General features: G+C 53.3%; 29 protein-coding genes. 12 read left to right on the top strand and 17 right to left on the bottom strand.

Features of this window, described 5'->3' with window-relative positions; genetic code table 11:
• Positions 1 to 47 precede the first annotated feature (47 nt).
• The 4 genes from IEC33019_RS21240 to IEC33019_RS21225 are packed head-to-tail and all read right to left on the bottom strand — an operon-like array spanning position 48 to position 2,849.
• A complete protein-coding gene (locus IEC33019_RS21240) occupies positions 48 to 1,742 on the bottom strand; it encodes a DUF2326 domain-containing protein (protein ID WP_061202558.1) in 1,695 nt (564 codons plus the stop codon).
• Positions 1,733 to 1,969 carry an ABC-three component system middle component 6 gene (locus tag IEC33019_RS21235; RefSeq protein ID WP_063977307.1) on the bottom strand — a complete coding sequence of 79 codons (237 nt, stop codon included), beginning with the start codon at positions 1,967 to 1,969 and terminating at the stop codon, positions 1,733 to 1,735. Before IEC33019_RS21235 ends, IEC33019_RS21240 begins: the two co-directional genes overlap by 10 nt.
• Positions 1,966 to 2,556, bottom strand: a complete 591-nt coding sequence (locus tag IEC33019_RS21230) for a hypothetical protein (RefSeq protein ID WP_157765900.1) — start codon at positions 2,554 to 2,556, stop codon at positions 1,966 to 1,968. Before IEC33019_RS21230 ends, IEC33019_RS21235 begins: the two co-directional genes overlap by 4 nt.
• Positions 2,553 to 2,849, bottom strand: coding sequence for a hypothetical protein (locus IEC33019_RS21225; RefSeq protein WP_054572147.1), 297 nt, complete (start codon positions 2,847 to 2,849; stop codon positions 2,553 to 2,555). The genes IEC33019_RS21230 and IEC33019_RS21225 overlap by 4 nt, the downstream gene beginning before the upstream one ends.
• Before the next feature lie 447 nt (positions 2,850 to 3,296).
• Here IEC33019_RS21225 and IEC33019_RS21220 point away from each other — a divergent pair, with 447 nt between their 5' ends.
• Positions 3,297 to 3,491, top strand: a complete 195-nt coding sequence (locus IEC33019_RS21220; RefSeq protein WP_054572146.1) for a hypothetical protein — start codon at positions 3,297 to 3,299, stop codon at positions 3,489 to 3,491.
• A 1-nt stretch (position 3,492) separates the two neighbouring features.
• Here the strand turns inward: IEC33019_RS21220 and IEC33019_RS21215 are convergent, their stop codons facing one another.
• A complete protein-coding gene (locus IEC33019_RS21215) occupies positions 3,493 to 4,311 on the bottom strand; it encodes a hypothetical protein (RefSeq protein ID WP_054572145.1) in 819 nt (272 codons plus the stop codon).
• A gap of 560 nt (positions 4,312 to 4,871) precedes the next feature.
• Between IEC33019_RS21215 and IEC33019_RS21210 the strand changes: the two genes are divergently transcribed.
• The gene (locus IEC33019_RS21210; RefSeq protein WP_125920375.1) at positions 4,872 to 5,339 is read left to right on the top strand and encodes a GNAT family N-acetyltransferase; all 468 of its coding nucleotides are present in this window, start codon (positions 4,872 to 4,874) and stop codon (positions 5,337 to 5,339) included.
• Positions 5,340 to 5,366: 27 nt separating this feature from the next.
• Here IEC33019_RS21210 and IEC33019_RS21205 read toward each other — a convergent pair whose 3' ends face one another.
• Positions 5,367 to 5,576, bottom strand: coding sequence for a hypothetical protein (locus IEC33019_RS21205; protein ID WP_054572143.1), 210 nt, complete (start codon positions 5,574 to 5,576; stop codon positions 5,367 to 5,369).
• Between the two features lie 322 nt (positions 5,577 to 5,898).
• On the opposite strand from IEC33019_RS21205, the gene IEC33019_RS21195 reads away from it, so the two are divergent.
• Both IEC33019_RS21195 and IEC33019_RS21190 read left to right on the top strand, forming a co-directional pair.
• Entirely contained in the window at positions 5,899 to 6,525 is a 627-nt protein-coding gene (locus IEC33019_RS21195; RefSeq protein WP_054572142.1) for a histidine phosphatase family protein, read from the top strand.
• Positions 6,526 to 6,743: 218 nt separating this feature from the next.
• Positions 6,744 to 7,556, top strand: a complete 813-nt coding sequence (locus IEC33019_RS21190; RefSeq protein WP_061202557.1) for a DUF5677 domain-containing protein — start codon at positions 6,744 to 6,746, stop codon at positions 7,554 to 7,556.
• Between the two features lie 8 nt (positions 7,557 to 7,564).
• Here the strand turns inward: IEC33019_RS21190 and IEC33019_RS21185 are convergent, their stop codons facing one another.
• The 5 genes from IEC33019_RS21185 to IEC33019_RS21165 all read right to left on the bottom strand — a co-directional run bounded on the left by IEC33019_RS21185 (position 7,565) and on the right by IEC33019_RS21165 (position 10,340).
• Positions 7,565 to 8,347, bottom strand: coding sequence for a hypothetical protein (locus IEC33019_RS21185; RefSeq protein ID WP_054572140.1), 783 nt, complete (start codon positions 8,345 to 8,347; stop codon positions 7,565 to 7,567).
• A 719-nt stretch (positions 8,348 to 9,066) separates the two neighbouring features.
• A complete protein-coding gene (locus IEC33019_RS21175; RefSeq protein WP_054572138.1) occupies positions 9,067 to 9,462 on the bottom strand; it encodes a hypothetical protein in 396 nt (131 codons plus the stop codon).
• Positions 9,463 to 9,532: 70 nt separating this feature from the next.
• The gene (locus tag IEC33019_RS21170; protein WP_054572137.1) at positions 9,533 to 9,835 is read right to left on the bottom strand and encodes a nucleotidyltransferase family protein; all 303 of its coding nucleotides are present in this window, start codon (positions 9,833 to 9,835) and stop codon (positions 9,533 to 9,535) included.
• Entirely contained in the window at positions 9,825 to 10,034 is a 210-nt protein-coding gene (locus tag IEC33019_RS27425; protein ID WP_131812214.1) for a hypothetical protein, read from the bottom strand. The genes IEC33019_RS21170 and IEC33019_RS27425 overlap by 11 nt, the downstream gene beginning before the upstream one ends.
• A 96-nt stretch (positions 10,035 to 10,130) precedes the next feature.
• Positions 10,131 to 10,340, bottom strand: a complete 210-nt coding sequence (locus IEC33019_RS21165; protein WP_075047053.1) for a hypothetical protein — start codon at positions 10,338 to 10,340, stop codon at positions 10,131 to 10,133.
• A 456-nt stretch (positions 10,341 to 10,796) separates the two neighbouring features.
• Here IEC33019_RS21165 and IEC33019_RS21160 point away from each other — a divergent pair, with 456 nt between their 5' ends.
• From IEC33019_RS21160 to tnpC, 7 genes are all read left to right on the top strand, one after another.
• The gene (locus IEC33019_RS21160) at positions 10,797 to 11,864 is read left to right on the top strand and encodes an LLM class flavin-dependent oxidoreductase (protein ID WP_054572135.1); all 1,068 of its coding nucleotides are present in this window, start codon (positions 10,797 to 10,799) and stop codon (positions 11,862 to 11,864) included.
• A complete protein-coding gene (locus tag IEC33019_RS21155) occupies positions 11,861 to 12,391 on the top strand; it encodes a flavin reductase family protein (RefSeq protein WP_054572134.1) in 531 nt (176 codons plus the stop codon). Before IEC33019_RS21160 ends, IEC33019_RS21155 begins: the two co-directional genes overlap by 4 nt.
• Positions 12,388 to 12,690 (top strand): EthD family reductase, encoded by a 303-nt coding sequence (locus tag IEC33019_RS21150; protein WP_054572133.1) that lies wholly within the window; start codon positions 12,388 to 12,390, stop codon positions 12,688 to 12,690. Before IEC33019_RS21155 ends, IEC33019_RS21150 begins: the two co-directional genes overlap by 4 nt.
• A gap of 24 nt (positions 12,691 to 12,714) precedes the next feature.
• A complete protein-coding gene (locus IEC33019_RS21145) occupies positions 12,715 to 14,217 on the top strand; it encodes an aldehyde dehydrogenase family protein (protein ID WP_054572132.1) in 1,503 nt (500 codons plus the stop codon).
• 143 nt (positions 14,218 to 14,360) lie between these two features.
• Positions 14,361 to 14,693, top strand: coding sequence for an IS66-like element accessory protein TnpA (gene tnpA, locus IEC33019_RS21140; protein WP_009684096.1), 333 nt, complete (start codon positions 14,361 to 14,363; stop codon positions 14,691 to 14,693).
• On the top strand, positions 14,690 to 15,025 hold the full coding sequence (tnpB, locus tag IEC33019_RS27890; RefSeq protein ID WP_009684097.1) for an IS66 family insertion sequence element accessory protein TnpB: 336 nt from the start codon (positions 14,690 to 14,692) through the stop codon (positions 15,023 to 15,025). The genes tnpA and tnpB overlap by 4 nt, the downstream gene beginning before the upstream one ends.
• 61 nt (positions 15,026 to 15,086) lie before the next feature.
• Positions 15,087 to 16,622: an IS66 family transposase gene (tnpC, locus tag IEC33019_RS21130; RefSeq protein ID WP_099592754.1), complete on the top strand. Its 1,536-nt coding sequence runs from the start codon at positions 15,087 to 15,089 to the stop codon at positions 16,620 to 16,622.
• A 33-nt stretch (positions 16,623 to 16,655) separates the two neighbouring features.
• Here tnpC and IEC33019_RS21125 read toward each other — a convergent pair whose 3' ends face one another.
• The 6 genes from IEC33019_RS21125 to IEC33019_RS21095 all read right to left on the bottom strand — a co-directional run bounded on the left by IEC33019_RS21125 (position 16,656) and on the right by IEC33019_RS21095 (position 23,290).
• On the bottom strand, positions 16,656 to 17,189 hold the full coding sequence (locus IEC33019_RS21125; protein ID WP_009684099.1) for an NUDIX hydrolase: 534 nt from the start codon (positions 17,187 to 17,189) through the stop codon (positions 16,656 to 16,658).
• Between the two features lie 92 nt (positions 17,190 to 17,281).
• The gene (locus IEC33019_RS21120) at positions 17,282 to 18,133 is read right to left on the bottom strand and encodes a universal stress protein (protein WP_012316922.1); all 852 of its coding nucleotides are present in this window, start codon (positions 18,131 to 18,133) and stop codon (positions 17,282 to 17,284) included.
• A gap of 11 nt (positions 18,134 to 18,144) precedes the next feature.
• A complete protein-coding gene (locus IEC33019_RS21115) occupies positions 18,145 to 19,632 on the bottom strand; it encodes a SulP family inorganic anion transporter (protein WP_009684101.1) in 1,488 nt (495 codons plus the stop codon).
• Between the two features lie 482 nt (positions 19,633 to 20,114).
• Positions 20,115 to 21,164: an Lrp/AsnC family transcriptional regulator gene (locus IEC33019_RS21105; protein WP_054572131.1), complete on the bottom strand. Its 1,050-nt coding sequence runs from the start codon at positions 21,162 to 21,164 to the stop codon at positions 20,115 to 20,117.
• A gap of 22 nt (positions 21,165 to 21,186) precedes the next feature.
• On the bottom strand, positions 21,187 to 22,302 hold the full coding sequence (gene ribBA, locus IEC33019_RS21100) for a bifunctional 3,4-dihydroxy-2-butanone-4-phosphate synthase/GTP cyclohydrolase II (protein WP_054572130.1): 1,116 nt from the start codon (positions 22,300 to 22,302) through the stop codon (positions 21,187 to 21,189).
• Positions 22,303 to 22,336: 34 nt separating this feature from the next.
• The gene (locus tag IEC33019_RS21095; RefSeq protein WP_054572129.1) at positions 22,337 to 23,290 is read right to left on the bottom strand and encodes a CobW family GTP-binding protein; all 954 of its coding nucleotides are present in this window, start codon (positions 23,288 to 23,290) and stop codon (positions 22,337 to 22,339) included.
• A gap of 235 nt (positions 23,291 to 23,525) precedes the next feature.
• On the opposite strand from IEC33019_RS21095, the gene IEC33019_RS21090 reads away from it, so the two are divergent.
• Positions 23,526 to 25,184, top strand: a complete 1,659-nt coding sequence (locus IEC33019_RS21090) for an amidohydrolase (RefSeq protein ID WP_054572128.1) — start codon at positions 23,526 to 23,528, stop codon at positions 25,182 to 25,184.
• The last annotated feature ends 60 nt before the right edge of the window (positions 25,185 to 25,244 follow it).

Below are 25,244 nucleotides of genomic sequence, written 5' to 3'. Positions count from 1 at the left end.
TGTACAAGGGGCGCTATTGCGTCCCTTTTCTATAAAGGATGGTCTCGCTAAAGTTTGAAAAATTTTTCTTCTTTGGTCAGTTCGAGAATGGTATTGGCTTCAAGGAACTTTTTATCAAAGCCACCAAGTTTGTCGTTTAAAATTGCTGCGATAGTTTGTATTTTCTTTTCGTTGGCAAAATCAAATAATTTTATTAGCTTGTCTTCGTCTACAACTTCAAGATAGTCTTGGGCGGTAAAAGCAGGAAGCCTGGATTTGAATTTATTCACGAAGTACACATAGGACATGTCGAAAGCCATTGCTGCGGCCCTCGGAACTCCGTCGCCAGTGTTCAGTTCTTCGTTTGTAATCTTGAAATCTGCCTTGCCATCTCGGCCTGCAGAAACTGTCAGTTCGTTGTGATGAGTTACGAATAATCTTTTAGTGATGTCGACATATGCTTCATTGAAGACTTTAAGCTTGGAGTTTAAGTCAGAGTAGTGCACTGCAATACTCCGCTTTACGCCGTCAACTGTAGTGAGTAGATCTTTGATTCGCTTGTTGGACACCTCTACCTCGCTTATGACGTAAGCAAGCCTGCCTCGAGCCTCCCGTAAATCCTGCATTTGCTTTTCGACCAGGATCAGTCCGCTGACATGGCTGTCTCTGGAAAGATCTTTCACCTTACTCTGTTCATCTGATATGAGTCGTGCCAAACTCATTCTCAGAGTGTCAAGTTCATCCGCTGTCTCAGCCGACATTTCTTCGACGTATGCGGCCTTGCGGCTCATTATCGAATTATGGAATTCAATAGTTTCTTCAAGTGTCTTGCTGAGGTTTGGAACTAGCGACTTGGCCTCATTGTAGAGAGAGGTAATTTCCCCTACGTTTAGCTCCACCAAGTTATTTTTGTATCGTTCGATTGTTTTGTTATTATAATAAAGTTTTGTTTCAAGCTTGACGATACGAGAAGTCAATGCTGCCACGCTTCTTCGGGATTCCCGGAGTTCTGCGATGGCATAACTTTGAGATTCAAATATGTCGTACTCATCTTCTTTGATTTGAAGTTCAGAAATCTTCAGGTCGATTAGTTGGATTTCTTCCTGGCGATTCGCCAAAGGGAGGCCGCCGAGAAGTGTTCGGATACGATTATCTTCTAGTTGTATTTGCTGCTCAATTAGGTTGATCTGGCGAACGGAATCAATGAATTCAAAGTCAAACAGATATGCATAAATCAGGTCGTAATCATTGTCGCTAGTGTACGTGTGTAGGTACGCAAGCGTGTTGTTGCTTGTGGTTCTGTTCGTTCGGAAGAACTTGCTTCGTATTGAGTTGAAGCTAGGCTGCTCTCGTGTATATCCAAATATACGAGGGAGTTCGCGAGTGAAGCCAGCATTGCTCTTGTAGACGACGCCATCAATGGTGCTAATGATTTTGATGCTCTCACGTAGGGATCCCATTTTTCTTGAGAGCACACGCGTGATTTGGTGATTAATGGAGGCGACTCTTAGAGTTAACTCAAACTTAACGTCGCCTTTGGTAAGATAGTCTTTAACCTTTTCGTTGACCTTGTTGTTGTCAGGATCTTTCCAAAGAGGCTCAGACTTTCCGCCCAAGCAGAATGCTAGTGCACGAAGTGATGTGCTTTTACCAATCTGGTTCCCAGTTTCGCCCAGGTTGGTAATAATGTTAATTCCGTCCTTGAATTGGATGGTACGTATTTCTTCGCTTCCATCAAATACAGATAATTTAATCAGTTGCATAAAGAAATATCACCTTGCTTCGTTAGCTCTACACATCCAGTGATGTAGAGCCAGTCGAGCGCGTACAGAATGTAAGCAAAAGAAACACGCTCAAATCTATCTTGATATTTTTCGAAAAGTGCTAGTGGGCTCATGGAGCCAAATTCGCTAGACTTTAAGACCATCAGTAAGCGTCCACCGACTATGTAAAGGCTTTTAAGCGGTGAGCTTGTATTCTGAATGATCATGCAGGAGGCTCCAATATCTTACAGTGAATGAAGCCATAGCAAACTATTAACTGTCCGGCCCATTCTATAAGCTCAGATTCAACGCCTTGAAAGACAGTGTTAGTTCCAACTATAAGCTCGGAGACCTTCTTTACAAGCTCATCCGATCCCAGCCGTATTACATTCAGCTTTTGCTCAGGGGAAGCTGGTCGCTCAGCCTGCCTCATGAACAATTCTCGCCTGGCGGTTTTATACTTCTGATTTATAGCGTAAGGAAATCTTTTCTGTGCGCCAGGATCTTCGTCATCGATAGTTGAGATAAGGCTTTCAATGAGATCCATGTAGCCGACATTGTCAATGATTAACTCCGAATACACCGAGACCCTGTTGTACTCAATTTTTTCATCGACCTCAGGGTAATCTATCTCGACGTCTGGGATCTCATCATACGGGGTATGAGTCGACACAATTTTCATTAGTAACGGATTGAGCAGAGATGAGATGGCCGCAGAAGTTGCGGCTATCGTGACAGGCCCACTGCCGGTGCTGACTACTGTTAACCCGCCGTTCGATGCCGTAGCTTCAATATCTGGCGTTAATAGGCTCATTTTTTATGTACAGTAACATTGCCGCGACCCGTGGAGACAACCGTAGTTGAGCTATGATCTGAGGTAGCGGAAATCGTCGGTTTTCTGCTGAATGCCTGCAAAATGATCAGCAAGAAAAAGCAAAATACAGTAGCTGCAAGGGAGTACAGGAACAGCTTGTAGATGGATTCGCTTGGGAGGCCCTTGAGCAAGTCAGACTTAAACCAACCGGCGTGCATCGAGTAGAACATCGCAGCTCCCACTGCAGCAAAGCCGCCTCCAGCGGTGGCGATTACCTTCAAGAAGCCGAACATTCCTTTCTCCATGGTGGTCGGTCACTCGGCAGTGAGTGCCAGCAACGTGATATTACAGATTTCGCTTACCGCTCCACAAGGGCGCTCCCGCCCCGAACCCTCGGCATAGGCAGGATCCTGCAGCCTTTGAGACCAGGGTCTGCGTGCGCGGATATCCGGCCTTGGAACCCTCCTGAGGGCTGCGTTCGAGGTTCAGCAGAGCACGGGGCGGCTTGAGTCAAGGGCAGCCGTTCGCTTTACCAGGGAAGCTACAGAGGGCAGCTACCGGCAGGAGAGGTGGGGCTCAGCACATCGCGCTGCTGACATGCTGGAGCACCTGGCCTATAGCTTTTTCGGCGAGATCACTAAAAGCCGAGCGCAATCGTCTACAGCAGCTACACTGCATTGTTAGATTCACATTACATTGCAACTGGGTGACGTAAACCAATTACCATTAAGGGGTGTAGTATGCGCGAGTGTCTCGTTAATAAAATGATTGCCCACCTCAAGTTTGAGATCAATTACTTGCAGGCTGAGGCATTGTCGGCTAGCTCAGATCGCGACGAAGAGCGGTGCCGTGAAGCTCTGCGCCTCCAAAGCAACGCCATCGAATATTTGTTCAGAGCAGTCGATGCTAAACGCAAAATTGCATTGCAGCGTTGAATCAGTAGGGCCTTAGCATTTTGCGGCCATCCTTGTTGAGGCGTAGGATATTATTGGCTACGAAAAAATTCGTAAGCACTGCGGACAGGTACTTCCAGTTCTCGGCGACGTCTCCCCGAAAGAAACCTGCGTTGTGCATTCGCCATTCAGCATGGGTGCGGACGGCTCCAATGAAGTCGGCAGAATTAGTAACGCCAAGGTGGATATCACCCAAGTCTACGCCTGGGTTTTGATAAAGTAGGCCTTGTGCTATGGCAATGATGAGTGGGGCATCTATCTCCGCCTGCACTGTAGGAAGCGGCGCAAGGTATTCAGTAAGCAACCTACCTAGACAATCGAAAGACGACTTACTGAGTAGGTGCGTTATAGAGTCGAAATCTACATACACAAAACCGTTCGAATCCGAGGTTGGGAAAAGCGATTGGTAATGCAGGAAGCGGCATTTGGCAGGCTCTCGCTCTTGATATTTTTCATTGCATTCAGCTTGAGACATGTTTAAAACTAAGTTGGCTTGCTTTTCGTCCAGAAAACCCACAATAACAAAGTCTTGAAGTAGCTGCCAAGTTAAGGGCTTTGTATCATCTTCAGTGAGTTGTAGTACTTTATATAGAAAGCCTCTAAATCCTGCATAGTCGTCAAGGCACATAGTATGTGGGTGGAAGCCGGTAAGGGTCATATATGCATCGAACATTTGCAAGACTTGAAGCATGCTTCGTTTAATATCGATATCATCGGAATGGCGAAGAATGGGAAGATTTTCCGCTACCTCGGTTTGAATGCTGAAAAAACCCCGTAGTTGAATTCCGCCCAGAGTCAACATGGTTGCTACCTGTGGTTTAGGTAAAAACCTCAGTGTAGGTCGGCAGTCGGTGTAGTGCGAATGCCGGATCTTGAATGTTAAAAATCAACGTCTCTCGTAATGTCCGCTTTTGGGAACATTATGAGGATAAAAGGGCTTTGATGTTCCCAAATGGGGGCATTATATCGAGCATTCCTTTTTTGCTTTTCACCTTCGGGTGGGGCTGTCGTGAACCGACCTCTTATCAGAGCCAGGTTGCGGCCCGAGCGCTTCCATCCTCAGCGTCTGGCTCTGCGTGCTCGGCTTGCGATTCTGATATGAGCCATCAACCTGAATGGTCGAGCGGCTCTTAGGCATTCACAAAGCCTTAGCACCGAAGCCACCAGTAGTCTTCGAGCTCGCGGAGGGCGAAGACCTACCCTTCTAGGAAGGGCTGAATCGTGGGCACAAAAAATCGTGTTGAGGAGCGGCTTCTTTGAAGATGTGAGATTCGCAGGAGCCGGCATTAGCCGTGTTTGCTACAGCTAGCTCCTGAAAGGCATCTACACTCGATTTTCCAGCCGGTGACCGAGATCAGAACGATGCCCACCCTTCCTCCGCTCGGGGCCAGTGAAGAAGAATGGCGCGCCTTTGCCGAAGAACGCTGTGAGGAGCTCAAGCCTCATGTAGCGGAGTTCATCCTGGAGCGGTTCACGTATAAGCCCAGGTATGTCCAACAGCGGGTCTGGCGAACCTTCGCGACCGTGTCAGCCCTGAGCACGCAGTTCGACATCTACATCCGCATGTTTGTGAAGCCAAATGACTACTGGCCAAGGGAGTGCCTTGTCCTGGCTCGGATCGGCTTCACGAAGGAACGTGCTGGACATGGTCGAGCGCTAGTGCAGCGCCTGGTGGAGCTGGCTCCAACATTCGGCTATCGCTACCTCGCTATCGAGTCAGCCAATGCCAACGCATCAGCTTTCGCCGAGAGGCTGGGCTTCAGCCCTCGCGACAATGGCCGTCACTGGATAGGTATGGTCGACGCCGTGCAGGAAGCCTTGAATCGCTGATAGGTGGGACGTGGTCGGGCCAGCGGCTCAATGGTCTTTTTCAGTCAACTGCCCAAAGGCCCGCAGCTGGTAATCCGTCACTACTTGAAAACCATGCTCTGCCAGCATCCTGAGAAGCTCCAGCTCAGCCCCCACGACTCCGTCAGCCTGGGCCTGGTGATACCGCTTCAGTGCCTCGATGGCCTGGCTGTACAGAGGGTCATCAGGCAGCAACACTTTGCTGAGATCTTTCTTCATTACCCTCTCCAATTTTGCCGGGACGATCCCGCTTTCTCGGGTGTGCGGTTCGCGAGCTCAATCAGGTGGGCGTGATGCTCCCGGACAACCTTGTCCAACGTCTCCTGGTTTAGAAACCGTGGGCGTTGACGAACCATCTTGCGTTCGTAGGAGTTCGAAGCAGTCTTCGTTGGCTCTGGGCAGCTTTGTCGAGTCATTCCGAAGGATCTCAGGCAGATTGGTTGAGGCTAGGATACATCGACATCCCTTCACCATGGCTATCCCGCACTGTTCAGTGCCAGCATTGTGCGATCCAGAATCCGTAACCAGGGAAAGATAGTCGATGAAGAATGTGAGGATGGTACGCCACGGCGAGAGTGCTGCGAACGCAGGCCGGCCCACCAAGGATCACGCGAGTATCCCCCTCACAGCAAAAGGGCTGGAGCAAGCCCATATGGTCGCCCGGTCTTTCACGAACGCCCCAGGCCTAATCGTTGCTTCGCCGTTCCTTCGCGCCCAGGCAACCGCGCAGGTGACGGCAGCCCGATACCCTGCTGTCGCTTTCGAAACCTGGCCGATTCAGGAATACACGTACCTAGCGCCGGCACGTTGTGTTGATACAACCCTGGCGCAACGGCGTGGTTGGGTTGAGGCGTACTGGCAAAGAGCAGACCCCGCCTACCGTGATGGTGAGGGCGCAGAGTCGTTCCAGGAACTGGTAGGTAGAGCGCGGTCATTCCTTCACCGACTTGGTAAACATCCAGCTACTGACATAGCCGTGTTTTCGCATGGTCAGCTCATCAACACGGTGGCTTGGCTACTCGAGCATGAGCCACAGGAAATTGATGGCCTGGCGATGCAGGACTGGCGAGAGTATGAGATCGCCAATCACATTGAAAATGGTCAGGGCTTTTTCATTGCCTGGGAGTCGGGCAAATGGGGAACTGGCCAACGAAAGGGCTCCTCCTAAAGCGTTCTGCGTGTCGAGCGTCCACCAAACACGTAGAACGATGCCTATCAGTTGCAGGATGCACCAACCTTCGTGTTGAATTGCTTCACATCAACGACCTCGTCCTCGCACTTACCGTCGGTGATGCTTCCCCATCCGTTCTCGGAGGCCTGCTGCAATAGCAGTTCTTCGATGACAGAGTTTACCTCTGAGCACATCACAATTACAGGATGTTTTGAATGACAGACCAATCGATTTTGAACGAAAGTTTCTTCGAGCAAGGCTTTATATCCAGAAACATTGATGAAACAATCGCACGCATAACTTCAGAAAACGAAGAGTGGTTTACACTGCTGAGGGATATAAATAAACTTCTGCAGGCAGCTGTAGTGTCTGGCTTTGAAAAGCATCACGGTAGAACCATGGACTTAGAAGTTCTAGCCATGTTTTCGGCTTTGCGGTCTTTAAGTAATTTTCAATCGGTTTTCATAAACCTCGAGCGAGGTATGATTGTTGAAGCCAGGATTTTGATACGATGCCTTTTTGAAAATGCATTTTGCGTGGGTGCGTTAGCAGAAAGTCCTGAGAAATTTATCCCCTTGCTCCATAAAGATAACGTTGCTGCCAAGCGCGGCCAAGCCAAAGCCTTGAAGCAAGGTAACTACTCTCTAGATCAAGACGTTGCTGCGGCCATGGACGAGATCTTGGCTGGCGATAAAGGCCGCCACTTGAACTGGCAAGAAGTTGCAGAGATGTCTTCGCTTGGGCATCAATACTTATTTTACAAGCATCTTTCTGATGATGCGATGCATTATTCAGCTTCTTCGCTTAAGCGCTACATTGTGTCAAATAAGGAAACTAATAGCTGGAGCGGCTACAAATTTGGGCCAGGCAAGAAAGCGGAAGTCGCTCTGTCGGCTAACCTGGCTGCATCAGCAGCTTTAGGTATCCTGATTGGATTTCTTCAGGCGACCAAAGATTCTTCCCGCGACAAAGAGGCGAATGAGCTTCTGGATAGATTCGGATCACTCAGCTCCTTAAAGCCAGAGTGATCGATTTTCTATTTTTCTGGTTCTGGTTCTGGTTCTGGTTCTGGTTCGTAGGATGTTACGAATACCTTGATGCCTGATTCATTCCTCAAGACGGTGCCTCCATCTCTAAAGATCAGGGCATCGTCAATTTTTTCCAGCAGTTCTTCCTGCTTGTTTTGATTTGATTTATAAATTGTCCGCACCGATTTCCTATATGTGCCATCATATATATCACACATCAACGTTAAGTGCTCGCGCAATGCGTCTATTAAATCAACCTCTGTATGCTCCAAGGTTGTGTTGTTATAGTAGTCGCATCGCATTCCTGATAAAGTAATACGAACCGGAACGAAGCTTTCAGTTTGACCAGACTCTCTATTTGAATAGTCGACGCTGTGCGCTCCAAGTTTGTTTCTAGCCTCTCGCACCTTCAAGGCTGCAACCCTTCCTTCCAACTCTCGGATGTTAGGCACATTCGCGATTCTGTGGAGATTAAGCAAAGCTTGCTGCTGTATATATGTTGCATTCAATACACCATAAAGCCTGATGTATTTTTCGCCGAAATCATCATATTTTGTCGGCCCATCAACGCCATACTTACAGAAGTGCTCAATCCCTAGCAGGCTGTCATTTATTATATCCATGGATGAGCATATAAATCCCCAGTCTTCCGGTTTTGTAAGCTTTAGTGACGACTGGATAAAATCTACAAAGTCGCCACGTGCTGGCGTATGCCGCATTGCCTTTTCATTGATTAGCTCACGATACTCGTCGTTGTAGTGATGCAGGGCTTTAAAAAGCGGTTCAAGCATTTTTGTGCTCCATTTTATAAAAGGGTCAGATTACACTACGTTTCAGGGGCGACCAACATAATTACCAACCGTCGAAGGAGAGTGCATTGATTGAGCCGAAGCTATAGGAGCTAGTTTTTATGCGATGGGTTGGCAACCAGGCTGTTTTCCAGGAGCAAAAGACACGTCACGATGAGTCCATTCCTCTACCTGAAAGCTGCCAAGGCGTGATCGCCAAGTATGCGCGGGCCAGTAAGCTCTCCGAAGGAGACCTACTCTTCCACTCTCACAAAGATCGAAAGCGCCCTATGCCACCGACAGCTCTGAGCTGAATGCTGACCGCCTTGGCCCACAAAGCAGACGTCAAGCTTGAGCGTGTAACGGCTACCCAGATTCGACACACCGTGTTCAAGATTGGCATTCCGAGATGACAGGACATCGTTCACGTACCACCGCGTTGGACTACATAGTCAAGGATGGGGACAGGATCAAGCCGACTGAAAAGAGCCGCGCGCCTAGAGGTGAATCCATCTATCAGTGGACTGACTGCCCAAGCGTGCCGGCCTTGTGCAATTGGTAGTCGATGACGGTCTGGTACAGGTGATCAGCCTCCAGGCGGAGCCTTTCTACCTCGTCGGCTGGTTTCCCCTCGTCCACGGCTTGGTGATGGGCACGTATCGCTTGGAGAGTTTGCTGCAATAGCAGCTCTCCTGCCTCAGCCATTCCCAAGATCGTCCTCTTCACTTCGAGCCCTGCCGGCTCGCACGGTGTGCTTCCAAGTGCGCCATTTCAGCGCCCCAGGTCAGAACGAATTTCTCGAAATCGTGGAAGTACGGCCCTGCAGCCACGCGGGTAGAGCCAATGCTCGCAGCCGCAAATCGCTGCCGCCAAGGCTCGGGAATGCTGTCTTCAATAACCAGGCGAACGCCGTTATGGGACTGCGTTGTGATGGAATCGACGAGCTCCTGGCTCGAGAGCTCATTACCGCTCATTAATGCCTTCAGGGCCTGGTCAACCTCATCGATCTCCAACAGCGGGAGTTCAGCGCGAGAGTCTCCAGGCTGCAGATCAGCAAGCGCCCACAAGGCTCTGCGCTTCGCGATTTCCAGGCTGCGCAGCTGGTGATGAGTCACCACGTCTCGCCCCTCCTTCTGTTATCAAAAACATCTCACGCGGCCATCTGACCTTTCCGAATAGGCGTGGTAGCTAGAGCTCGATCATCTTGCTCTCGATCTCCTGCCAGAAGTGTTCGGGCATGTTGTTGCCGATGTTGAAATCCACTGGTACGCCGATCAGTACCTGGAGCTCATCTTCAAGGTCGGCGATGTCGAAAAGCGAGATTGTGCCGGTCTTGCTGGAGGGAATGGTGGCGAGGATGTCGAGGTCGCTACCTTCTTGATCATCACCTCGCACAGTCGAGCCAAACAGCTGTGGGGATACGAAGCCGTAGGATTCGACCAGGCGCTTTATGGCTCCTTCTTTGCCACGGATCGCATCGCTAGGCTTCATGGGGTTTACTGGCCTTCGAGCGCGCCTCAAGCTGAAGTTCTTCACTCAGCTTTTGCAGATGAAGCTGATGCTCGCGAGCAACGCTATCAAGCGTTTCCTGATTCAAGAATACAGGGCGACGGCGAGCCATCTTTTGATCATAAGCGTCAGGAGAAGCTTTTTCCGGATCGGTTCGAGCACAACGAGTCACCTTGTCCACCTATCGGTTTGTCAGCTGTTGTCACAAGTGGATTGTAGGAGGCAAAGTGCAAGTTTTGCACCTTGCATGTTGGCGACCGATCTCCAAGGCCGGTTGCTAATGGCCTTTCGCTGCCGGCCCGCCAAGGGCTTGGAGCTGGTAATCAGTGACGGCTTGAAAGCGATGTTCGGCCATCAGCTTGAGGCGCTCCAGCTCCGCTCCAACTACCCCTTCAGCCTGGGCTTGGTGGTACAGCTTCAGCGCTTCCACAGCCTCGCTGTACAGGGGGTGGTCAGGCATGAGCACCTTGCTCAGATCTCTTTTCACGATCACTCCCTTTCGCCATAGCTAGCCGCCATAGTCGCCTCCATGGCTACATCGTTCAAGGTCGGTGATGTTAGCTCTCCGGCTCGTTGATCAAAGGCAGCTCGCTCGGGCCTTGACCTGCTAGTTCTTCGACTTCGGCTGCATCACGAATCCTCTATGTGATGCCATGTGCAGGCCGGTCTCGTATCGATGTTTCAGTTTCGTCGAGCAACACAAGTCCCTTATCAGCCCTCGGCGCAGAACGCAGGCCGGCGAATCCTTCAAGCGCTAACGCCGCGCATCTTCCCACCTGAAACTTGGCCAGCTTCTCCCTGATAGCCATTGACTCAATGAGCTTACCGCTCAGCCGAAAAAACCAAAGACAGCAAGTCGAGCGCCAAAAAACGCTTGAAAACGACAATCTTGCGGGGTTAGTCTGCGGAAACCGGAAAACAATAGCCCAACGGGAGTCAAAAAATGAAGATCAGTCTGTTGCAAGAAGGCGAAACCATCCAAGGCGTCAGCGTTCCGCAGCGTTATCAGGAAATGATCGCCGAAGCCTGTCTCGCTGATAAGCTCGGTTTCTACGCCTGGGGCACCTCTGAGCAGCACTTCAACCCACCGAAATTTACTGTCTCCGCGCCTGAGGTGCTGTACGCAGCTATCGCCGCACAGACCAAGGACATCAAATTGCGCACCATGTGTGCAGTGATGCTGCAGTGGAACCACCCAATCCTCGTCGCTGAACGAACCTCGACCTTGGACATTGTCTCCAATGGCCGAGCAGAAATCGCCACTGCGCGTTCGAACAACCTGGTGACTCTCGAAGCCTTCGGCGTCGACCCGAGCACTACTCGTGCGCAGTGGGAAGATGGTATGGAAGTGCTCATCAAAGCCTTCGCAGACGAAACGCTGCAGCATGAAGGCCCAATCTGGAGTATTCCACCCCGCACCATTGTTCCACGCCCGGTTCAGACCCCGCATCCACCAATCTACGTATCGGCCTCCAGCGTGCAGACGCATAGCAATGCCGGCGAGCGTGGGATTGGCGTGCTCAGTTTCGAAAACTACTTCGGCTTCGATTACCTCCAAGAGTGCATCGACGCCTATCGTGCGGGCCTAGCCACGCACAAGAGCTCCGTACCGCGCCGTACCGAGCAAGCAGGCCTCTACGTCGCCACTGCGTTCTGCGATACCACTCGAGCTCGAGCAATTGATATCGCTCGCGACGTCACCACCAGCTACTTCAAATTCATCATCGACCTCTACGCCCCGCTCGGCAAAAAAGGGTCGTATGAGTATCTGGATGGTCGAATGCTTCGCCTGCTCGATCACGAGGGCGACATGGACTTCCTCGTTTCGGAAACACCGTCCGTGATGGTCGGCGATCCAGACGACTTCATTAAGCGCATTCGCAAGCTACAGCAGATGGGCATCGACGAGATCCTGCTCCGAATCGATGGTATCCCTCACGAAGACATCATGCGCTCCATCGAGCTGATCGGTCGTGAAGTTATGCCTGTCATCAATGGGGGTGCCAAATGAGCCAGGTGCAGATGAAAGCGCCTCTCGAGGCGCCAGAGATCGACGTGCAGATCTTCAAAGAGGCTATGGCCGACTTCCCAGCAGCAGTCACGATCATCACTACCTGGGACAATGAGGGCCGCCCTGTTGGGGCGACTCTCTCGGCGGTCTCATCCCTGTCGGCGTCTCCTCCCATGATGCTGGCCTGCTTTGATCGCAAATCCAAAACCCTCGAATGCCTCACTCAGGGCAAGCCTTTCCTGATCCATGTGCTTGGTGAAGGCCAAGAACATTTGGCGATGCTGTTCGCAGGAAAGTGCGCCGACAAGTTTGAGGGCATCGAGTGGAAGCGCGGAAAGCTCGGCCTTCCCACGATTTGTAATGCAGCATGCGCTCTGGCCTGTGAGGTAGCAGAGGTTCTGCCGGGTGGCGACCACCTCATCGTAACCGGGCATATCCGCCACATCGACCACAACAACCAGCAGACACCGCTTCTCTACCATCGCAGGAAAATGTTCGCCGTACCCGCTGCTGGAGCGCCTGTATGAAGCAGGTGGTGGTGGTTTACGGAACTCCTGCGGATACCCAAGCGTTCGAACGTCACTACCGGGAAGTGCATGTGCCGCTCGTGAAGCAAATGCCGAACCTCGCGAAGTTCGAAGCCAGCATTACCAGCACTGCAACCGCCCAAAAAGACTGGCATGCGATTGCGGTACTGAGTTTCCGTAATCAGGAAGAAATGGACGCATCGCTGAGCTCCCATGCTGGTGTTGCAGCCGTGGAGGACGTATCGAACTTCGCCAGCGGTGGCTGCCAGATCTACACCTGCGAATTCGAAAGCTTTTAAGAATAACTAGAGCGAGGCCTTGCTATGAATCTACCACTGGATCCTTTGAAGCACCTGAGCGCGAATGTTCAGGCCTTTCTGAAGCAACCAATGAAACTGATGATCGACAATCAGTTCGTAGAAGCTTGCGAAGGTAAGGTGTTCCCAACGTATGACCCGGCTACCAGTCAGCTGATCGCGAATGTGTCCGAAGCTGGAATCGCCGATGTGGAGGTGGCGGTCGCTTCTGCCAACCGTGCGCTGGTCGGGCCGTGGGCGAAAATGCTGCCATCTGAACGTGAGGCTGTGATTCGCAGGCTCGCCGACCTCATAGAAAAGCACGGCGATGATTTGGCCCAAATTGAGAGCCTGGATAGCGGCAAGCCTGCTGCGCAGATTCGAGCTGTGGACATCGAGCTGTCCATCGGGGCGCTTCGCTACAACGCCGGCTGGCCGACGAAGCTCCATGGCCAGACGATCCCGGTGAGCGCGCCAGATATGCACGTCTACACTCGCCGAGAGCCTCTCGGGGTCATCGCTGCAATCGTGCCGTGGAACTTCCCGCTCTGCCAGGCTTGCTTCAAACTTGCACCCGCACTGGCTGCTGGTTGCACTGTCGTGCTGAAGCCTGCAGAGCAAACGCCTCTCTCGGCGCTGTATCTCGCCAAGCTGGCAATTGAGGCGGGTCTGCCTTCTGGAGTTCTGAATGTCCTCCCAGGCTTTGGCAAGGTTGCCGGCCAGGCTCTAGTCGAACACCCAGGCATCGCGAAAATCGCTTTCACTGGCTCCGAGGCAGTTGGCAAACACATTGTCCGAACTGCGGCCAGCGACCTCAAACACGTCTCCATGGAGCTTGGGGGCAAGAACCCGAACGTAATCTTCGCCGACGCCGATCTCGATCAAGCTGCCGCAACCGCAGCAATGGCCATCTTCTTCTACTCAGGCCAAGTCTGCGCTGCGGGTTCCCGCTTGATGGTGGAGCGCAAGGTTTACGAACGCGTCCTGGAAACGGTAATGGGGGAAACCGCAAGGCTGAAAGTTGGCCACGGTCTCTCGCCAGACACCTCTCTGGGCCCACTGATCTCTGCAGATCAGTTCGCCAGGGTCAGCGGATTTGTCGAGCGCGCCAAAGCTGATGGGATCGAATGCGTCATGGGTGGCAAAAAAGCGGGTGGGGCTCTCTCTGATGGCCACTTCCTTGAGCCAACGATCCTGTTGAATGCGTCTGACAATCAGGAAGTGGTAGCCGATGAAATTTTCGGCCCCGTCCTGGTAGTTCAAACATTCGAATCGATTGACGAGCTCACCACCCGAGCGAACAACACCGGCTTTGGTCTGTCAGCTGGCGTGTGGACACGCGACGTAGGCAAGGCACATAAGGTAGCCGCAGCACTCCAGGCTGGTACAGTGTGGATCAATACTTACGGAAACTTCGATTGCGCTGCACCATGGGGTGGCTACAAGCAGTCCGGGTATGGTCGTGACAATGGCGCTGAAGGCATCGAAAAATTCCTTCAGACCAAGACAGTCTGGACGAACTGCAACTGATCCTCGAGTGACGCCGTCTACATGATGGCGTCAGCTCAGCGTAACCGTCCGGCCAACTCACCTTCCTGACCCCGACGCCAAAGGCGATGGTGTCCACCTAATTTAAGTGGACACCATTTCTAGCCTTTTAAGCGGGTCTTTCCATGCAGTCACAACGCCGTTCCTATTCAAAATCCTTCAAGGCCCAAGTTGTCCAAGAGTGCGCCCAGCCCGGCGCATCGATTGCCAGCGTCGCGCAGAAGCACAGCCTTAACGCGAACCTCGTACATAAATGGATTAGGGTACTCACGAACAAAACTATGGCGCTGCAACCTGCTTTCATTCCAGTGCCCTTGCCGCTAGCCGGAGGACATTCGCAGGCAGCTTCATCAAGTATCTGCATTGAAATCCAGCACCCGCGTGGCACCGTCAAAGTGAACTGGCCGACCGAAAGCGCTGTCGCCTGTGCCACCTTTCTGCGAGACCTGTTGGAATGATTCGGATCGATGCCATCTGGCTTGCCACCGAGCCTATGGACATGCGCGCCGGTACCGAGACCGCGCTGGCCAGGGTGATCGCGGTGTTCGGTGTGGCGAAGCCGCACTGCGCATACCTCTTCGCTAATCGCCGTGCCAACCGAATGAAAGTCTTGGTGCATGACGGTGTGGGCATTTGGCTGGCAGCGCGACGATTGAACCAAGGCAAGTTTCATTGGCCCGGCATCCGTCACGGATCGGAAGTCGAACTCGATAACGAGCAACTTCAAGCCTTGGTACTGGGTTTGCCGTGGCAGCGGGTCGGCGCAGGCAGCGCGATCACAGTGCTTTAGCCCCTGCCATTAGCCCATCGGTTTATCGCTGTTGACGACCTGCTCTGACACAATCAGCGGCATGACTTCCTCGCCCAATCTCGACCAGATGACACCGGAACAGCTGCGCGGCTTGGCCGAACAGGCTATGCAGTTGCTGTCCCAGGTCGACTCCATGAGCCAGAAAATCCAACGCCTCGAAACGGTCAACGAGCAACTGGCTCATGAAATCGCCATCCTCAAGCGACACAAGTTCGCCAAGCGCAGCGAGCAACTGAGCCCCGACCAAGGCAGTCTGCTTGATGATCTGCTCGATACCGATATCGCAGCTATCGAAGCCGAGCTGAAGGCAGCCAATCCGCCGGCCGCACCGGCCGAGCCACGTCATAAGCCCAAGCGTGCACCACTGCCGCCGCAGTTTCCGCGAACCGTGATCCGTCACGAACCAGAGAATACTCAGTGCGTGTGCGGCTGCCAGCTTCAGCGAATCGGCGAAGACGTCAGCGAGAAGCTCGATTACACTCCGGGCGTGTTCACAGTTGAGCGGCATGTGCGTGGAAAATGGACGTGCCGTCAGTGTGAAACACTGATCCAGGCGCCTGTACCGGCCCAAGTGATCGACAAGGGCATCCCGACCGCAGGCCTTTTGGCCCACGTGATGGTGGCGAAGTTCGCCGACCATTTACCGCTGTACCGGCAGGAGAAGATTTTTGGTCGGGCCGGACTGCCCATCGCCCGTTCGACACTGGCGCAATGGATCGGACAGAACGGTGTGCAGCTCCAACCTCTGGTCGATGCGCTGCGTGAGCATGTGTTGGCCCAGGGCGTGATCCACGCCGATGAGACCCCGGTTCAGATGCTCGCACCAGGCGAAAAGAAAACCCACCGCGCTTACGTGTGGGCCTATAGCACCACGCCTTTCTCGGCCCTAAAGGCCGTGGTCTACGACTTCAGCCCCAGCCGTGCCGGCGAACATGCGCGTAACTTCCTGGGCACGTGGAACGGTAAGCTGGTCTGCGATGACTTCGCCGGCTACAAGGCCAGCTTCGAGCTGGGCATCACCGAAATCGGCTGCATGGCCCATGCACGCCGCAAATTCTTCGACCTGCATGCAGCCAATAAAAGCCAGTTGGCGGAGCAGGCGCTTCACTCGATTGGCGGGTTGTATGAAGTCGAGCGACACGCCAAGGAAATGAGCGACGAAGCCCGCTGGCGATTACGTCAGGAAACAGCGGTGCCCATCGCTGAAAAACTGCATGAGTGGATGTTGGCCCAACGCGAACTTGTGCCCGAGGGTTCGGCCACGGCCAAGGCCCTGGATTACAGCCTTAAACGCTGGGTAGCGCTGACGCGCTACCTGGAAGATGGTGCTGTGCCCATCGACAATAACCAGATCGAGAATTTGATCCGGCCGTGGGCGCTTGGGCGCTCGAACTGGTTATTTGCCGGGTCGCTGCGCAGTGGAAAAAGGGCGGCGGCAATCATGAGCCTGATCCAGTCGGCGCGTATGAATGGGCACGATCCGTATGCCTATCTCAAGGATGTACTGATGCGGCTTCCGACACAGCGGGCGAGCGAAATCACGCAATTACTCCCGCAGCATTGGATGCTTGCCTGAGGCAGGCTAAGTGGACTTCGCCAAATAGTCAGCTCAAAGGCTGATTGGCATCAACAATTCGGAAGCGACTTTTCTCAGCATGTAGGTTTCGCGCAGAATTGACTGCCCCATCGAAGACTCGTGACGCTGCATGACGGCTTCATTGTGTGCGATGGCTTCATGCAGGTTGATCCAGACAGGCCGCATACCATTAGCGATTTCGTGGCTTTCCATTCTCACCGGCTCTAGCTGGGGCGCTACTTCGCATTGATAAAAATGCGAGGTCATGTGCATCAGATCGTACTGTGGCTTTTGGTAGGGCCGGTACTCCTCGATGTAACCGTAGTGCTGGAGCACCTGTATTTCACGAGCACCAGTCTCTTCCTCAAGCTCACGCTTCAGGCCTGCGACAATGTCCTCGTCACCATCAAGGCCGCCTCCAGGAAAGCTGAAATCGTTATAGCGCTCGGTGAACAGCAACAGGATCTGTTCACCCCGCATCACGATGCCGCGAGCTGCATGTCGACGGAATACTCTGCCCTGCTTGGATTTCAGCTCGGGGTGAACAATTTCAGTTATGAGTTGCATGTGGTCTCGTAGCGGCAAGATCAGTTAGTCATCGTCCAGGGTGGCCACGGTATTTCCTCAGTTCTGGAAATACTGTGGCCAGTGGAACTGGCTCAGCGAAGCAGCAATAAGGGTACAGTGGATGTACGCAGCATCGTCGTGGTCGTGCTGCCTATCAGAAACTGCCTGATGCGTGAGTGCCCGTACGCCCCCATGACCAAGAGGTCAATGCCGTGCTCTGCCTGATACGCATGCAGTGTGGACTCTACTTCGCCTGGGCGGATCTCGGAATGCACCAGCGAGCCGGAAGACGCAAGCGTGGTTCGTGCCTTCTCCAGCGCGTTCTGGTTGTCTTCAGAATCCGTTCCAACCATGACGATATGAATTGGCAGGCCTTCGCACAGCGGGCTTGAAGCAAGCATCTGTAAGGTCTTGTGGCCTGTTGCGCTGCCGTCAAATGCCACCATGACCGTTTCAGGTTTCCTGAAATGGCTGGTTGTAATCAGGGTGGGGCGGTGGATAGTTCGGACTATCGCTTCAATCTGGCTGCCAAGACTTTGGGCACTGCGCGTGCTGTCCTCACCGACTCTTCCAATCACCAGTAACCGAATATCGTCTTGGAGATCGCTCAGGCTCTCGACGAGATGGCCATGGCGCTGCTTCATATCAGGTGACATGGCGCCAGAGTGAACTGTTCGCTCGCGAGCTTTTTCAAGCATGTGCTGCCCATGCTCCAACGCCAGTTTTGCCCGCTGCGCATCCAGCATGGCCAACTCTTCCAGCAGATGTTCTCTGCTACCGAGACCGATATTGCCGCTGAGGTCAGCGGATGCAGGATATTTCTCCTTATCCAGCACATGAAGCAAGGTCAGGGGAGCGCTGAGTCGTTGCGAGGCCCATGCTGCGTAATCGCAGACCGCCAATGAGGATTGTGAGTTATCAATGCATGCCATTACGCGGGTCATTGTCGTTCTCCTTAGTGGCTCATGAGCTTGTCGATGGCACCGGGTTTGTCATGCACGCCGAAGCGGTCAACGATTGTCGCGCTGGCTTCATTGAGACCGAGCACTTCAACCTCAGCGCCTTCGCGTCGGAACTTGATCACGACCTTATCCAGCGCTGCGACGGCGGTGATATCCCAGAAATGCGCCTGTGTGAGATCGATGGTGACCTTGTTGAGCGCCTCCTTGAAGTCAAAAACCTCAGTGAACTTGTCCGCAGAGCTAAAGAACACCTGGCCCACGACGCGGTAAGTCCGATGCGATTTCGTCTCTTCAAGAGTGCTCTTGATATCCAGGTAGTGCCCGACCTTGTTTGCGAAGAACAGGGAGGCCAGCAGCACACCTACCAGTACGCCGTAAGCCAGATTGTGAGTGGCCACGACGACCACGACGGTCGCCACCATGACGAGGTTGGTCGACAGCGGATGCTCTTTCAGATTACGCAAGGAATCCCAGCTAAAGGTGCCGATGGACACCATGATCATCACAGCCACGAGTGCCGCCATAGGGATTTTGGAGAGCCACTCGCCAAGAAATACCACCATCAGCAGCAGGAAAACGCCGGCACACAATGTCGAGAGACGGGTGCGGCCACCAGATTTCACGTTGATGATCGACTGGCCGATCATGGCGCAACCTGCCATGCCGCCAAGCATGCCGGCAGCGATGTTGGCCACACCCTGGCCTTTGCACTCGCGGTTTTTGTTGCTGGTGGTGTCGGTAAGGTCGTCGACGATGGTCGCGGTCATCATTGATTCGAGTAGACCCACTACTGCCAACGCAGCCGAGTACGGGAAAATGATGCGCAGGGTTTCAAAATTCAGCGGAACTTCAGGCCAGAGGAAGATCGGGAGCGTATCAGGCAGTTGGCCCATGTCACCGACGGTGCGGATATCCAAACCGAGGTAAATGGCGATGGCAGTCAGCGTCAGAATGCACACCAATGGAGAGGGAATCACCTTGCCGATTTTCGGTACATACGGGAACAGGTAGATGATTCCCAGGCCCGCAGCGGTCATGGCATAGACATGCCAGGTGACATTGGTCAGCTCAGGCAATTGCGCCATAAAAATCAGAATCGCTAATGCGTTTACGAAGCCGGTGACTACCGAGCGTGAAACAAAGCGCATCAACGAGCCGAGCTTCAGGTAGCCGGCAAGGATTTGAAGTACGCCACATAGTAGCGTCGCGGCCAGCAGGTACTGGAGTCCATGCTCTTTTACCAGCGTAACCATCAGCAGTGCCATGGCGCCTGTCGCCGCCGAGATCATTCCGGGGCGCCCGCCGACAAAGGCGATGACAGCACAGATACAGAAGGAGGCGTAGAGACCGACTTTGGGATCTACCCCGGCGATGATGGAAAAGGCGATGGCTTCCGGGATCAGCGCGAGTGCGACCACCAGCCCCGCGAGCACGTCGGCACGGACGTTGGAAAACCACGTTTGTCTAAGTTTTTGCAGCATATAAATATCCAAGGCAAAGCATCGCGCACGCCAAGGGAGTGGCGAGCGAATCGATACAAATTCAAATTTTGAGGATTTTTTGCTGTGTGCTTAAGGTGTAAAACCAGGCGTACAGCAGTGAGCACCCGCGAGCGAGGCTAGCGGAAGCAGGTTGTTGCGAGGGGGCGTAGCGCTAAGGCGGCGTAGGCTGCCAGTAGATCGTTTGGAGTACAGTCATGCTGATGTTCCTGTAGCTCAAGGGGTATGCGGAGCCGAAGTATACAATGAAGCCATCGTCGATTGCGACCCGCTGGCAGGCTCTGCATGACCTACGTCAGATACAGGCTTATTCAATGGGTATACCTGCGGGCAAGGCTTTGTTTTCCACCCGTTCTTGTCCGAGCTGGTCTGTGTGCTGAGGGGTGAGTTGGCCAGACGGTTACAGCTCAGCTTCGTTGGGCACCGCTTCATCCTCTTTAGCCGACTACCAGGTCGGCTTTTTTTCAGGAGCGGCCAGGGCCCAAGCGCTTATAGAGCAGATCGATGTATGGGAAACTCTCAATGCGCTCGATCCCTTCAACCATCCGAAGCTTGTCATCGATCAGGTCGAAAAGCGCGATCCTAGATTCGCATACCACCTCGACAAACAGGTCGAATCGACCGGCGCATATGGTGATGTAAGACACCTTCTCAAAGCCGCGCAGACGGTCAGCTACGTCCTTTACCCGAACACCTGGACGTACAGTCACCGCTACCCAAGCAAGAGCTCGATTTTCCAAGTTCATTGGGCTAGTGATGGCCATAATGTTGAGCAGCCCAGATTCGAGCAAAGCATTCAAACGCCCCCGCACCTGGGACTCGGAAATATCTAAAGCGTTTGCGATGTTTTTCAATGGCGCCCGACCATCAAAGCTCAGTTCATGGACGATCTTCCTGTCCACATCGTCCATTTCCTTGCTCAAAACTCCCTGCGACTGAGCCGCAGGAGCGCGACCGAAGAACTGCGCTCTCTGGTAGAACACGCTGTAGTAAGGAAAAACCTCGATCCCTTTGACCCCCTTCAGTACAGCGACCTCATGATTGAGGACGTACTGCATGCGGGCCATGTCAGAGCAAATGATCTCCACGAAGAGCGAGAAACGACCAGTCGTGGTGACGACATAATCGACATCAGCGAGGCCTATCAGAGATTCCGCAACGTCGGAAACTGGGGAGCTGAGATCAAGGGTAATGCCCACCAAAGCCCCTGCTTGATAGCCCAGGGAAGCAGGGTCTGTCAGAGCAACGATCTGGATAACATTCTGCTCAAGGAGCTGGTGCACTCTGTTACGCACGGTGCGCTCAGAAATATCTAGCTCGCGTGCTATGGCCACAAAAGGTCGACGACCATCCTCTTGGAGGTGGGCAATAATCTCCCGGTCGGTAGCTGACAAGGGCTGCTCTGAAAGCGGGCCATGGCCATTCGGATGGAGGCGAGTTACAGCGGGCGCTTCTTTCAGATCAGCTGTATTCATGTCGATGCGGTCAAGGAGGCGAATCGTCGTATTATCCACCCCCTCCCAGTTTGGGCAAGCGTTAAACTACACCTTCAGCCGGTAAGATCTCGACAACTTCCAGGTCATACCCTGCCAAACCGATGAACTTAGCGGGAGAGCCCATGTTCCGAATTTTCTTTACCCCCAGATCCTGCAAAATCTGAGCCCCCGTGCCTAGCTCAGCATAAGTGCGGGAATGAGCCCGCTGGCATTTACGACTAGGCGTGGTTAATTGAGGCACACGCTCAAGCAAAGCTTGAGACGTTTCATGTGTGGCGAGTATCACCACTACACCATGCCCTACCGAAGCGACTTTCTCCAAAGCCCCCCATAGCGTCCAGCTACTGGGGATGGTGCATTCGGCTCCAACCAGGTCGCATAGAGGATCTATGGCATGCACTCTTACCAAAGTGGGTTCATCGCCATGTAATCGCCCCATGACCATGGCCATGTGAACACCACCCTCTATGACGTCCTCATAGGTCACCAAGCGAAAGATGCCATGTACCGTTGGTAATTCCCGCTCGCCGATACGCACAACCGTGCGCTCTGTCGTCAGGCGGTGATGGATCAGGTCAGCGATAGTTCCGATTTTGATGCCATGCCTCTCGGCGAATGCTTCAAGATCACCTCGGCGCGCCATGCTCCCATCATCGTTCATCACTTCCACAATTACGGAGGCAGGCGTCAGTCCGGCCAAGCGCGCAAGGTCACACCCCGCCTCGGTATGGCCAGCCCTTGTAAGCACACCTCCCTCACGGGCTCGTAAAGGAAAAATATGGCCAGGCTGGACTAGATCATCAGCGGTAGAGTCAGGATGCACAGCAGTCAAAACGGTGTGAGCTCGATCTGCTGCCGAGATACCCGTCGTGACACCGTGGGCGGCCTCAATCGAGACTGTAAAAGCGGTCGTGAAGGCGCCCCGATTACTGGGCACCATCTGCTCCAGGCCCAAGCGGACACAATGATCATCAGTCAGAGTAAGGCAGATGAGACCTCGCGCTTCTCGTGCCATGAAATTGATGATGTCCGGAGTACATTTTTCAGCAGCGATCAGCAGATCACCTTCGTTTTCCCGGTCTTCGTCATCCACCAGAAGGACAAGCTTGCCCTGACGAAAGTCATCGATGATTTCTTCGATTGTGTTGAAAGGCATATTGTTATTGGTCGCCTAAGAGTGGAGTACGGAGTTAACGAAGGCAGGCTTCAAATGAGCTGCGTAGCGCTTCAGATTCAAGATTGCGGCCAATGAAGACGAGCTTGCTAACACGTGGCTCGCCGTCAGCCCAAAGCCGCTGGACATCACCGTCAGCCATCGCCTGAACACCTTGAAATACGAAGCGGCGCGGCTCATTGGTAAAAGCCAAAATCCCTTTGTATCGAAGAAGGTCTTCACCGTACTCGCGCTGCAGGGTCTGGATGAACCCCATGAATCGGTCTGGTACAACTTCCTTCTCAGTCGTCAGAGAAACGCTCACAACTTCGTCATCATGACGGTGGAGAAGAATGGGCTTTGACTGCCCCCCATTTTCCAATCGAAGAGTCTCCAGGGTAAAAGACCCACGCCCGGTGAGTATGGAGACGTCCAGATCACAATGGCGTGTTCGGAAGTGTTCGGCTTGGGGGCTCAATCTGCGCAAGAGACCTTCGACGGCGTCAGCCTGGCTTCCGGTAAGCGTCTCGACTTTGTTCAGCAAGACCGTATCCGCAAACGCCAGTTGCTGGACGATCTCGGGGTGCCGCTTCCAGTAGCTTTCGATGTGTGCTCCATCGACAACACACACCACTGAATCCAATACCAGGTCGTCGTTCAAATCATCATCGAGCATGAAGGTTTGAGCTATTGGTGCTGGGTTGGCCAATCCTGTTGTCTCGATGACGAGGGCATCGAACCCACCCTTCTCGAGCAGGATTTCTAGACTGTGCAAAAGATCGCCGCGAACAGAACAGCACAGGCATCCATTGCTGAGCTGAATGACCTGCTCATCTCTGTTCTCAATCAGCTCTGAGTCGATCCCAAGCTCTGCAAATTCGTTGACGATGACTGCATAGCGCCTACCGCCAGGTGCGGTAAGCATCCGCCTGAGAAGCGTTGTCTTTCCGGCCCCCAAGTACCCGGTTAGCACAGTGACTGGGATTTTCATAGCGATGACTCCGACGGCAGATCCTGACATCTACTCCGCTCAAACAGCCGTTGAGCGACCCGTGGAAAAAGGCGTTGACAACCAATTTCTTTGCTGATTATGTATCAATTCGCTAAGAAAAAAAACAAAAGCGGAATCCCTCAGGTCGGAAATCACGTTTTCCGTAGCTAGCGAGTCTGGTGCGACGGCCAATCCGTCCTCCAGCATCCTGAGGCTCCGCGCTGGAGAAGCAACGATGATCGAAAGAGATGCGCCATCCGAGAGAATTCTCCTCGGCGGCAAGGTGATTACCATGAGCCAGGATGCTGACCAGCATGCTCAAGGTATCGTCATTCGAGGCGACCGAATTGTGAGGCTGATCCGACGCGATCAGGTTGAGCAGTTCCGCACCCCCTCCACCGTCATCACCGACCTTGGTGATCGAACCCTGATGCCAGGATTCGTGGACGTCCACGCCCATGCTGAAGTGGTATGCCGCACAACGTTCAACACCATCGATTGTCGAGCACCGGAGTGCTCTTCAATTGAAGATGTGTCCGCCTTGCTCGCCAAAGCCCGAGACGAGAAAGCCCCTGGGGAATGGATTGTCGGCCAAGGAAACCTGTTCTTTGACCGCAAGCTGCGGGAGGGACGACTCCCCACCAGAGAAGAGCTCGATTCGGTAAGCCTTGAACATCCGATAGCCATCCGCGCCGGCGGACACATCACCGTGCTGAACAGCAAAGCCCTTGAAGTCGCGGGTATAGATCGCGATTACGTACCACCAGAGTTCAGTGTCACGGGGCTTCCTATCGTTGAACGCGATGAAAACGGCGACCCAACCGGAGTGGTCAAGGAGATGGACACGTTGCTTCCTCTCCCAGGTTGCGACCGTTCAACCCTGAAAAGCGCCTTGAAAGCGGGCCTTTTCGAGTATTTTACGCGATTCGGTGTGACCACGATTGGCGAAATCTCGGAGACCGTCGAAGGCATCCAGTGCATGGACGAGATGGCATGTGAAGGTACTCTGCCGGTCGCTATGAGGGTCTACATTTGGGCGCCAGGCACTATGGAGCTGGATGAGGCATGCAACTGGCAGGAAAAAATCCAGCTCAATGCCTCTGAGCATATGATCCGCATGCAGGGGATAAAGCTGTTTGCCGATGGGGGGTTCTCCGCGAAAAGCGCTGCGGTGAGTTGCCCTTATCTGGGCCTGAATGGCCAGTGCGGAGAGATCGCATTCCCCAAATACTTTTTCCGCCGAGCTTACGAACAGTCTCAGAAAAGCGGGCTTCAACTTGCAGTCCACGCTAACGGTGACCGTGCCCAGGAGTGGCTCTGTGAACTCGTTGAGTCGATGGGCGGGGCCAGTAGTGGCCGTACCCGCATGCGTATCGAGCACGCTGGCAATTTCATGCCCCGCCAAAAGACCATGGAAGCGTGGGCTGCAGCGGGCATCATCCCTGTCCCTCAGCCGGTGTTCATCTATACCTTCGGTGAATACTTCCCCGATTACCTCGGAGACACAGGACGCATCGGTCGTTTCCCATTCAAAGACCTCCTTGCCCAAGGTTGGAAGCTTTCCGGCAGTTCGGACGTCTGGATCGGTTCTGAACGTGAAGCGACGAACCCCCTCTTCAGTGTCTGGTGCTGCGTAAAGCGTCAAACCTACTCTGGCAGCTTCATCGATCCCGAGCAGGCGATCACCTTGGAGCAGGCACTGCGCATGCATACCCTGGATGCAGCAGCCACAATGGGAGAAGAAGACATTCGAGGCAGCATCACTCCTGGGAAGCTCGCCGATATCATTGCACTGGACAGAGACCCATTTGCTGTACCAGTTGATGAACTTAGAAATATAAAAGTGGAATACGTACTCACACAAGGACGTGCGGCTCTTAACCTTACCTGTTAACTGCCAATTCAGCCGGTTGTCAAAGACCGGCCCTCACAAGAAAAGGTTGCAGGAGATAAT

Source organism: Pseudomonas putida (assembly GCF_002741075.1).
GTDB classification, from domain to species: domain Bacteria; phylum Pseudomonadota; class Gammaproteobacteria; order Pseudomonadales; family Pseudomonadaceae; genus Aquipseudomonas; species Aquipseudomonas putida_T.
This window is presented reverse-complemented; position numbering and strand designations above follow the sequence as displayed.

Bases quoted from the DNA above. Each gene is read 5' to 3' on its own strand.
- IEC33019_RS21190 (WP_061202557.1), top strand. From the start codon at position 6,744: ATGACAGACCAATCGATTTTGAACGAAAGTTTCTTCGAGCAAGGCTTT.
- tnpC (WP_099592754.1), top strand. From the start codon at position 15,087: ATGACTTCCTCGCCCAATCTCGACCAGATGACACCGGAACAGCTGCGC.
- IEC33019_RS21120 (WP_012316922.1), bottom strand. From the start codon at position 18,133: ATGACCCGCGTAATGGCATGCATTGATAACTCACAATCCTCATTGGCG.
- tnpB (WP_009684097.1), top strand. From the start codon at position 14,690: ATGATTCGGATCGATGCCATCTGGCTTGCCACCGAGCCTATGGACATG.
- IEC33019_RS21185 (WP_054572140.1), bottom strand. From the start codon at position 8,347: ATGCTTGAACCGCTTTTTAAAGCCCTGCATCACTACAACGACGAGTAT.
- ribBA (WP_054572130.1), bottom strand. From the start codon at position 22,302: ATGCCTTTCAACACAATCGAAGAAATCATCGATGACTTTCGTCAGGGC.
- IEC33019_RS21155 (WP_054572134.1), top strand. From the start codon at position 11,861: ATGAGCCAGGTGCAGATGAAAGCGCCTCTCGAGGCGCCAGAGATCGAC.
- IEC33019_RS21215 (WP_054572145.1), bottom strand. From the start codon at position 4,311: ATGTTGACTCTGGGCGGAATTCAACTACGGGGTTTTTTCAGCATTCAA.
- IEC33019_RS21195 (WP_054572142.1), top strand. From the start codon at position 5,899: ATGAAGAATGTGAGGATGGTACGCCACGGCGAGAGTGCTGCGAACGCA.
- IEC33019_RS21230 (WP_157765900.1), bottom strand. From the start codon at position 2,556: ATGAGCCTATTAACGCCAGATATTGAAGCTACGGCATCGAACGGCGGG.
- IEC33019_RS21150 (WP_054572133.1), top strand. From the start codon at position 12,388: ATGAAGCAGGTGGTGGTGGTTTACGGAACTCCTGCGGATACCCAAGCG.
- IEC33019_RS21225 (WP_054572147.1), bottom strand. From the start codon at position 2,849: ATGTTCGGCTTCTTGAAGGTAATCGCCACCGCTGGAGGCGGCTTTGCT.
- IEC33019_RS21205 (WP_054572143.1), bottom strand. From the start codon at position 5,576: ATGAAGAAAGATCTCAGCAAAGTGTTGCTGCCTGATGACCCTCTGTAC.
- IEC33019_RS21170 (WP_054572137.1), bottom strand. From the start codon at position 9,835: ATGAAGCCTAGCGATGCGATCCGTGGCAAAGAAGGAGCCATAAAGCGC.
- IEC33019_RS21240 (WP_061202558.1), bottom strand. From the start codon at position 1,742: ATGCAACTGATTAAATTATCTGTATTTGATGGAAGCGAAGAAATACGT.
- tnpA (WP_009684096.1), top strand. From the start codon at position 14,361: ATGCAGTCACAACGCCGTTCCTATTCAAAATCCTTCAAGGCCCAAGTT.
- IEC33019_RS21090 (WP_054572128.1), top strand. From the start codon at position 23,526: ATGATCGAAAGAGATGCGCCATCCGAGAGAATTCTCCTCGGCGGCAAG.
- IEC33019_RS21160 (WP_054572135.1), top strand. From the start codon at position 10,797: ATGAAGATCAGTCTGTTGCAAGAAGGCGAAACCATCCAAGGCGTCAGC.
- IEC33019_RS21115 (WP_009684101.1), bottom strand. From the start codon at position 19,632: ATGCTGCAAAAACTTAGACAAACGTGGTTTTCCAACGTCCGTGCCGAC.
- IEC33019_RS21145 (WP_054572132.1), top strand. From the start codon at position 12,715: ATGAATCTACCACTGGATCCTTTGAAGCACCTGAGCGCGAATGTTCAG.
- IEC33019_RS21220 (WP_054572146.1), top strand. From the start codon at position 3,297: ATGCGCGAGTGTCTCGTTAATAAAATGATTGCCCACCTCAAGTTTGAG.
- IEC33019_RS21095 (WP_054572129.1), bottom strand. From the start codon at position 23,290: ATGAAAATCCCAGTCACTGTGCTAACCGGGTACTTGGGGGCCGGAAAG.
- IEC33019_RS21125 (WP_009684099.1), bottom strand. From the start codon at position 17,189: ATGCAACTCATAACTGAAATTGTTCACCCCGAGCTGAAATCCAAGCAG.
- IEC33019_RS21210 (WP_125920375.1), top strand. From the start codon at position 4,872: ATGCCCACCCTTCCTCCGCTCGGGGCCAGTGAAGAAGAATGGCGCGCC.
- IEC33019_RS21235 (WP_063977307.1), bottom strand. From the start codon at position 1,969: ATGATCATTCAGAATACAAGCTCACCGCTTAAAAGCCTTTACATAGTC.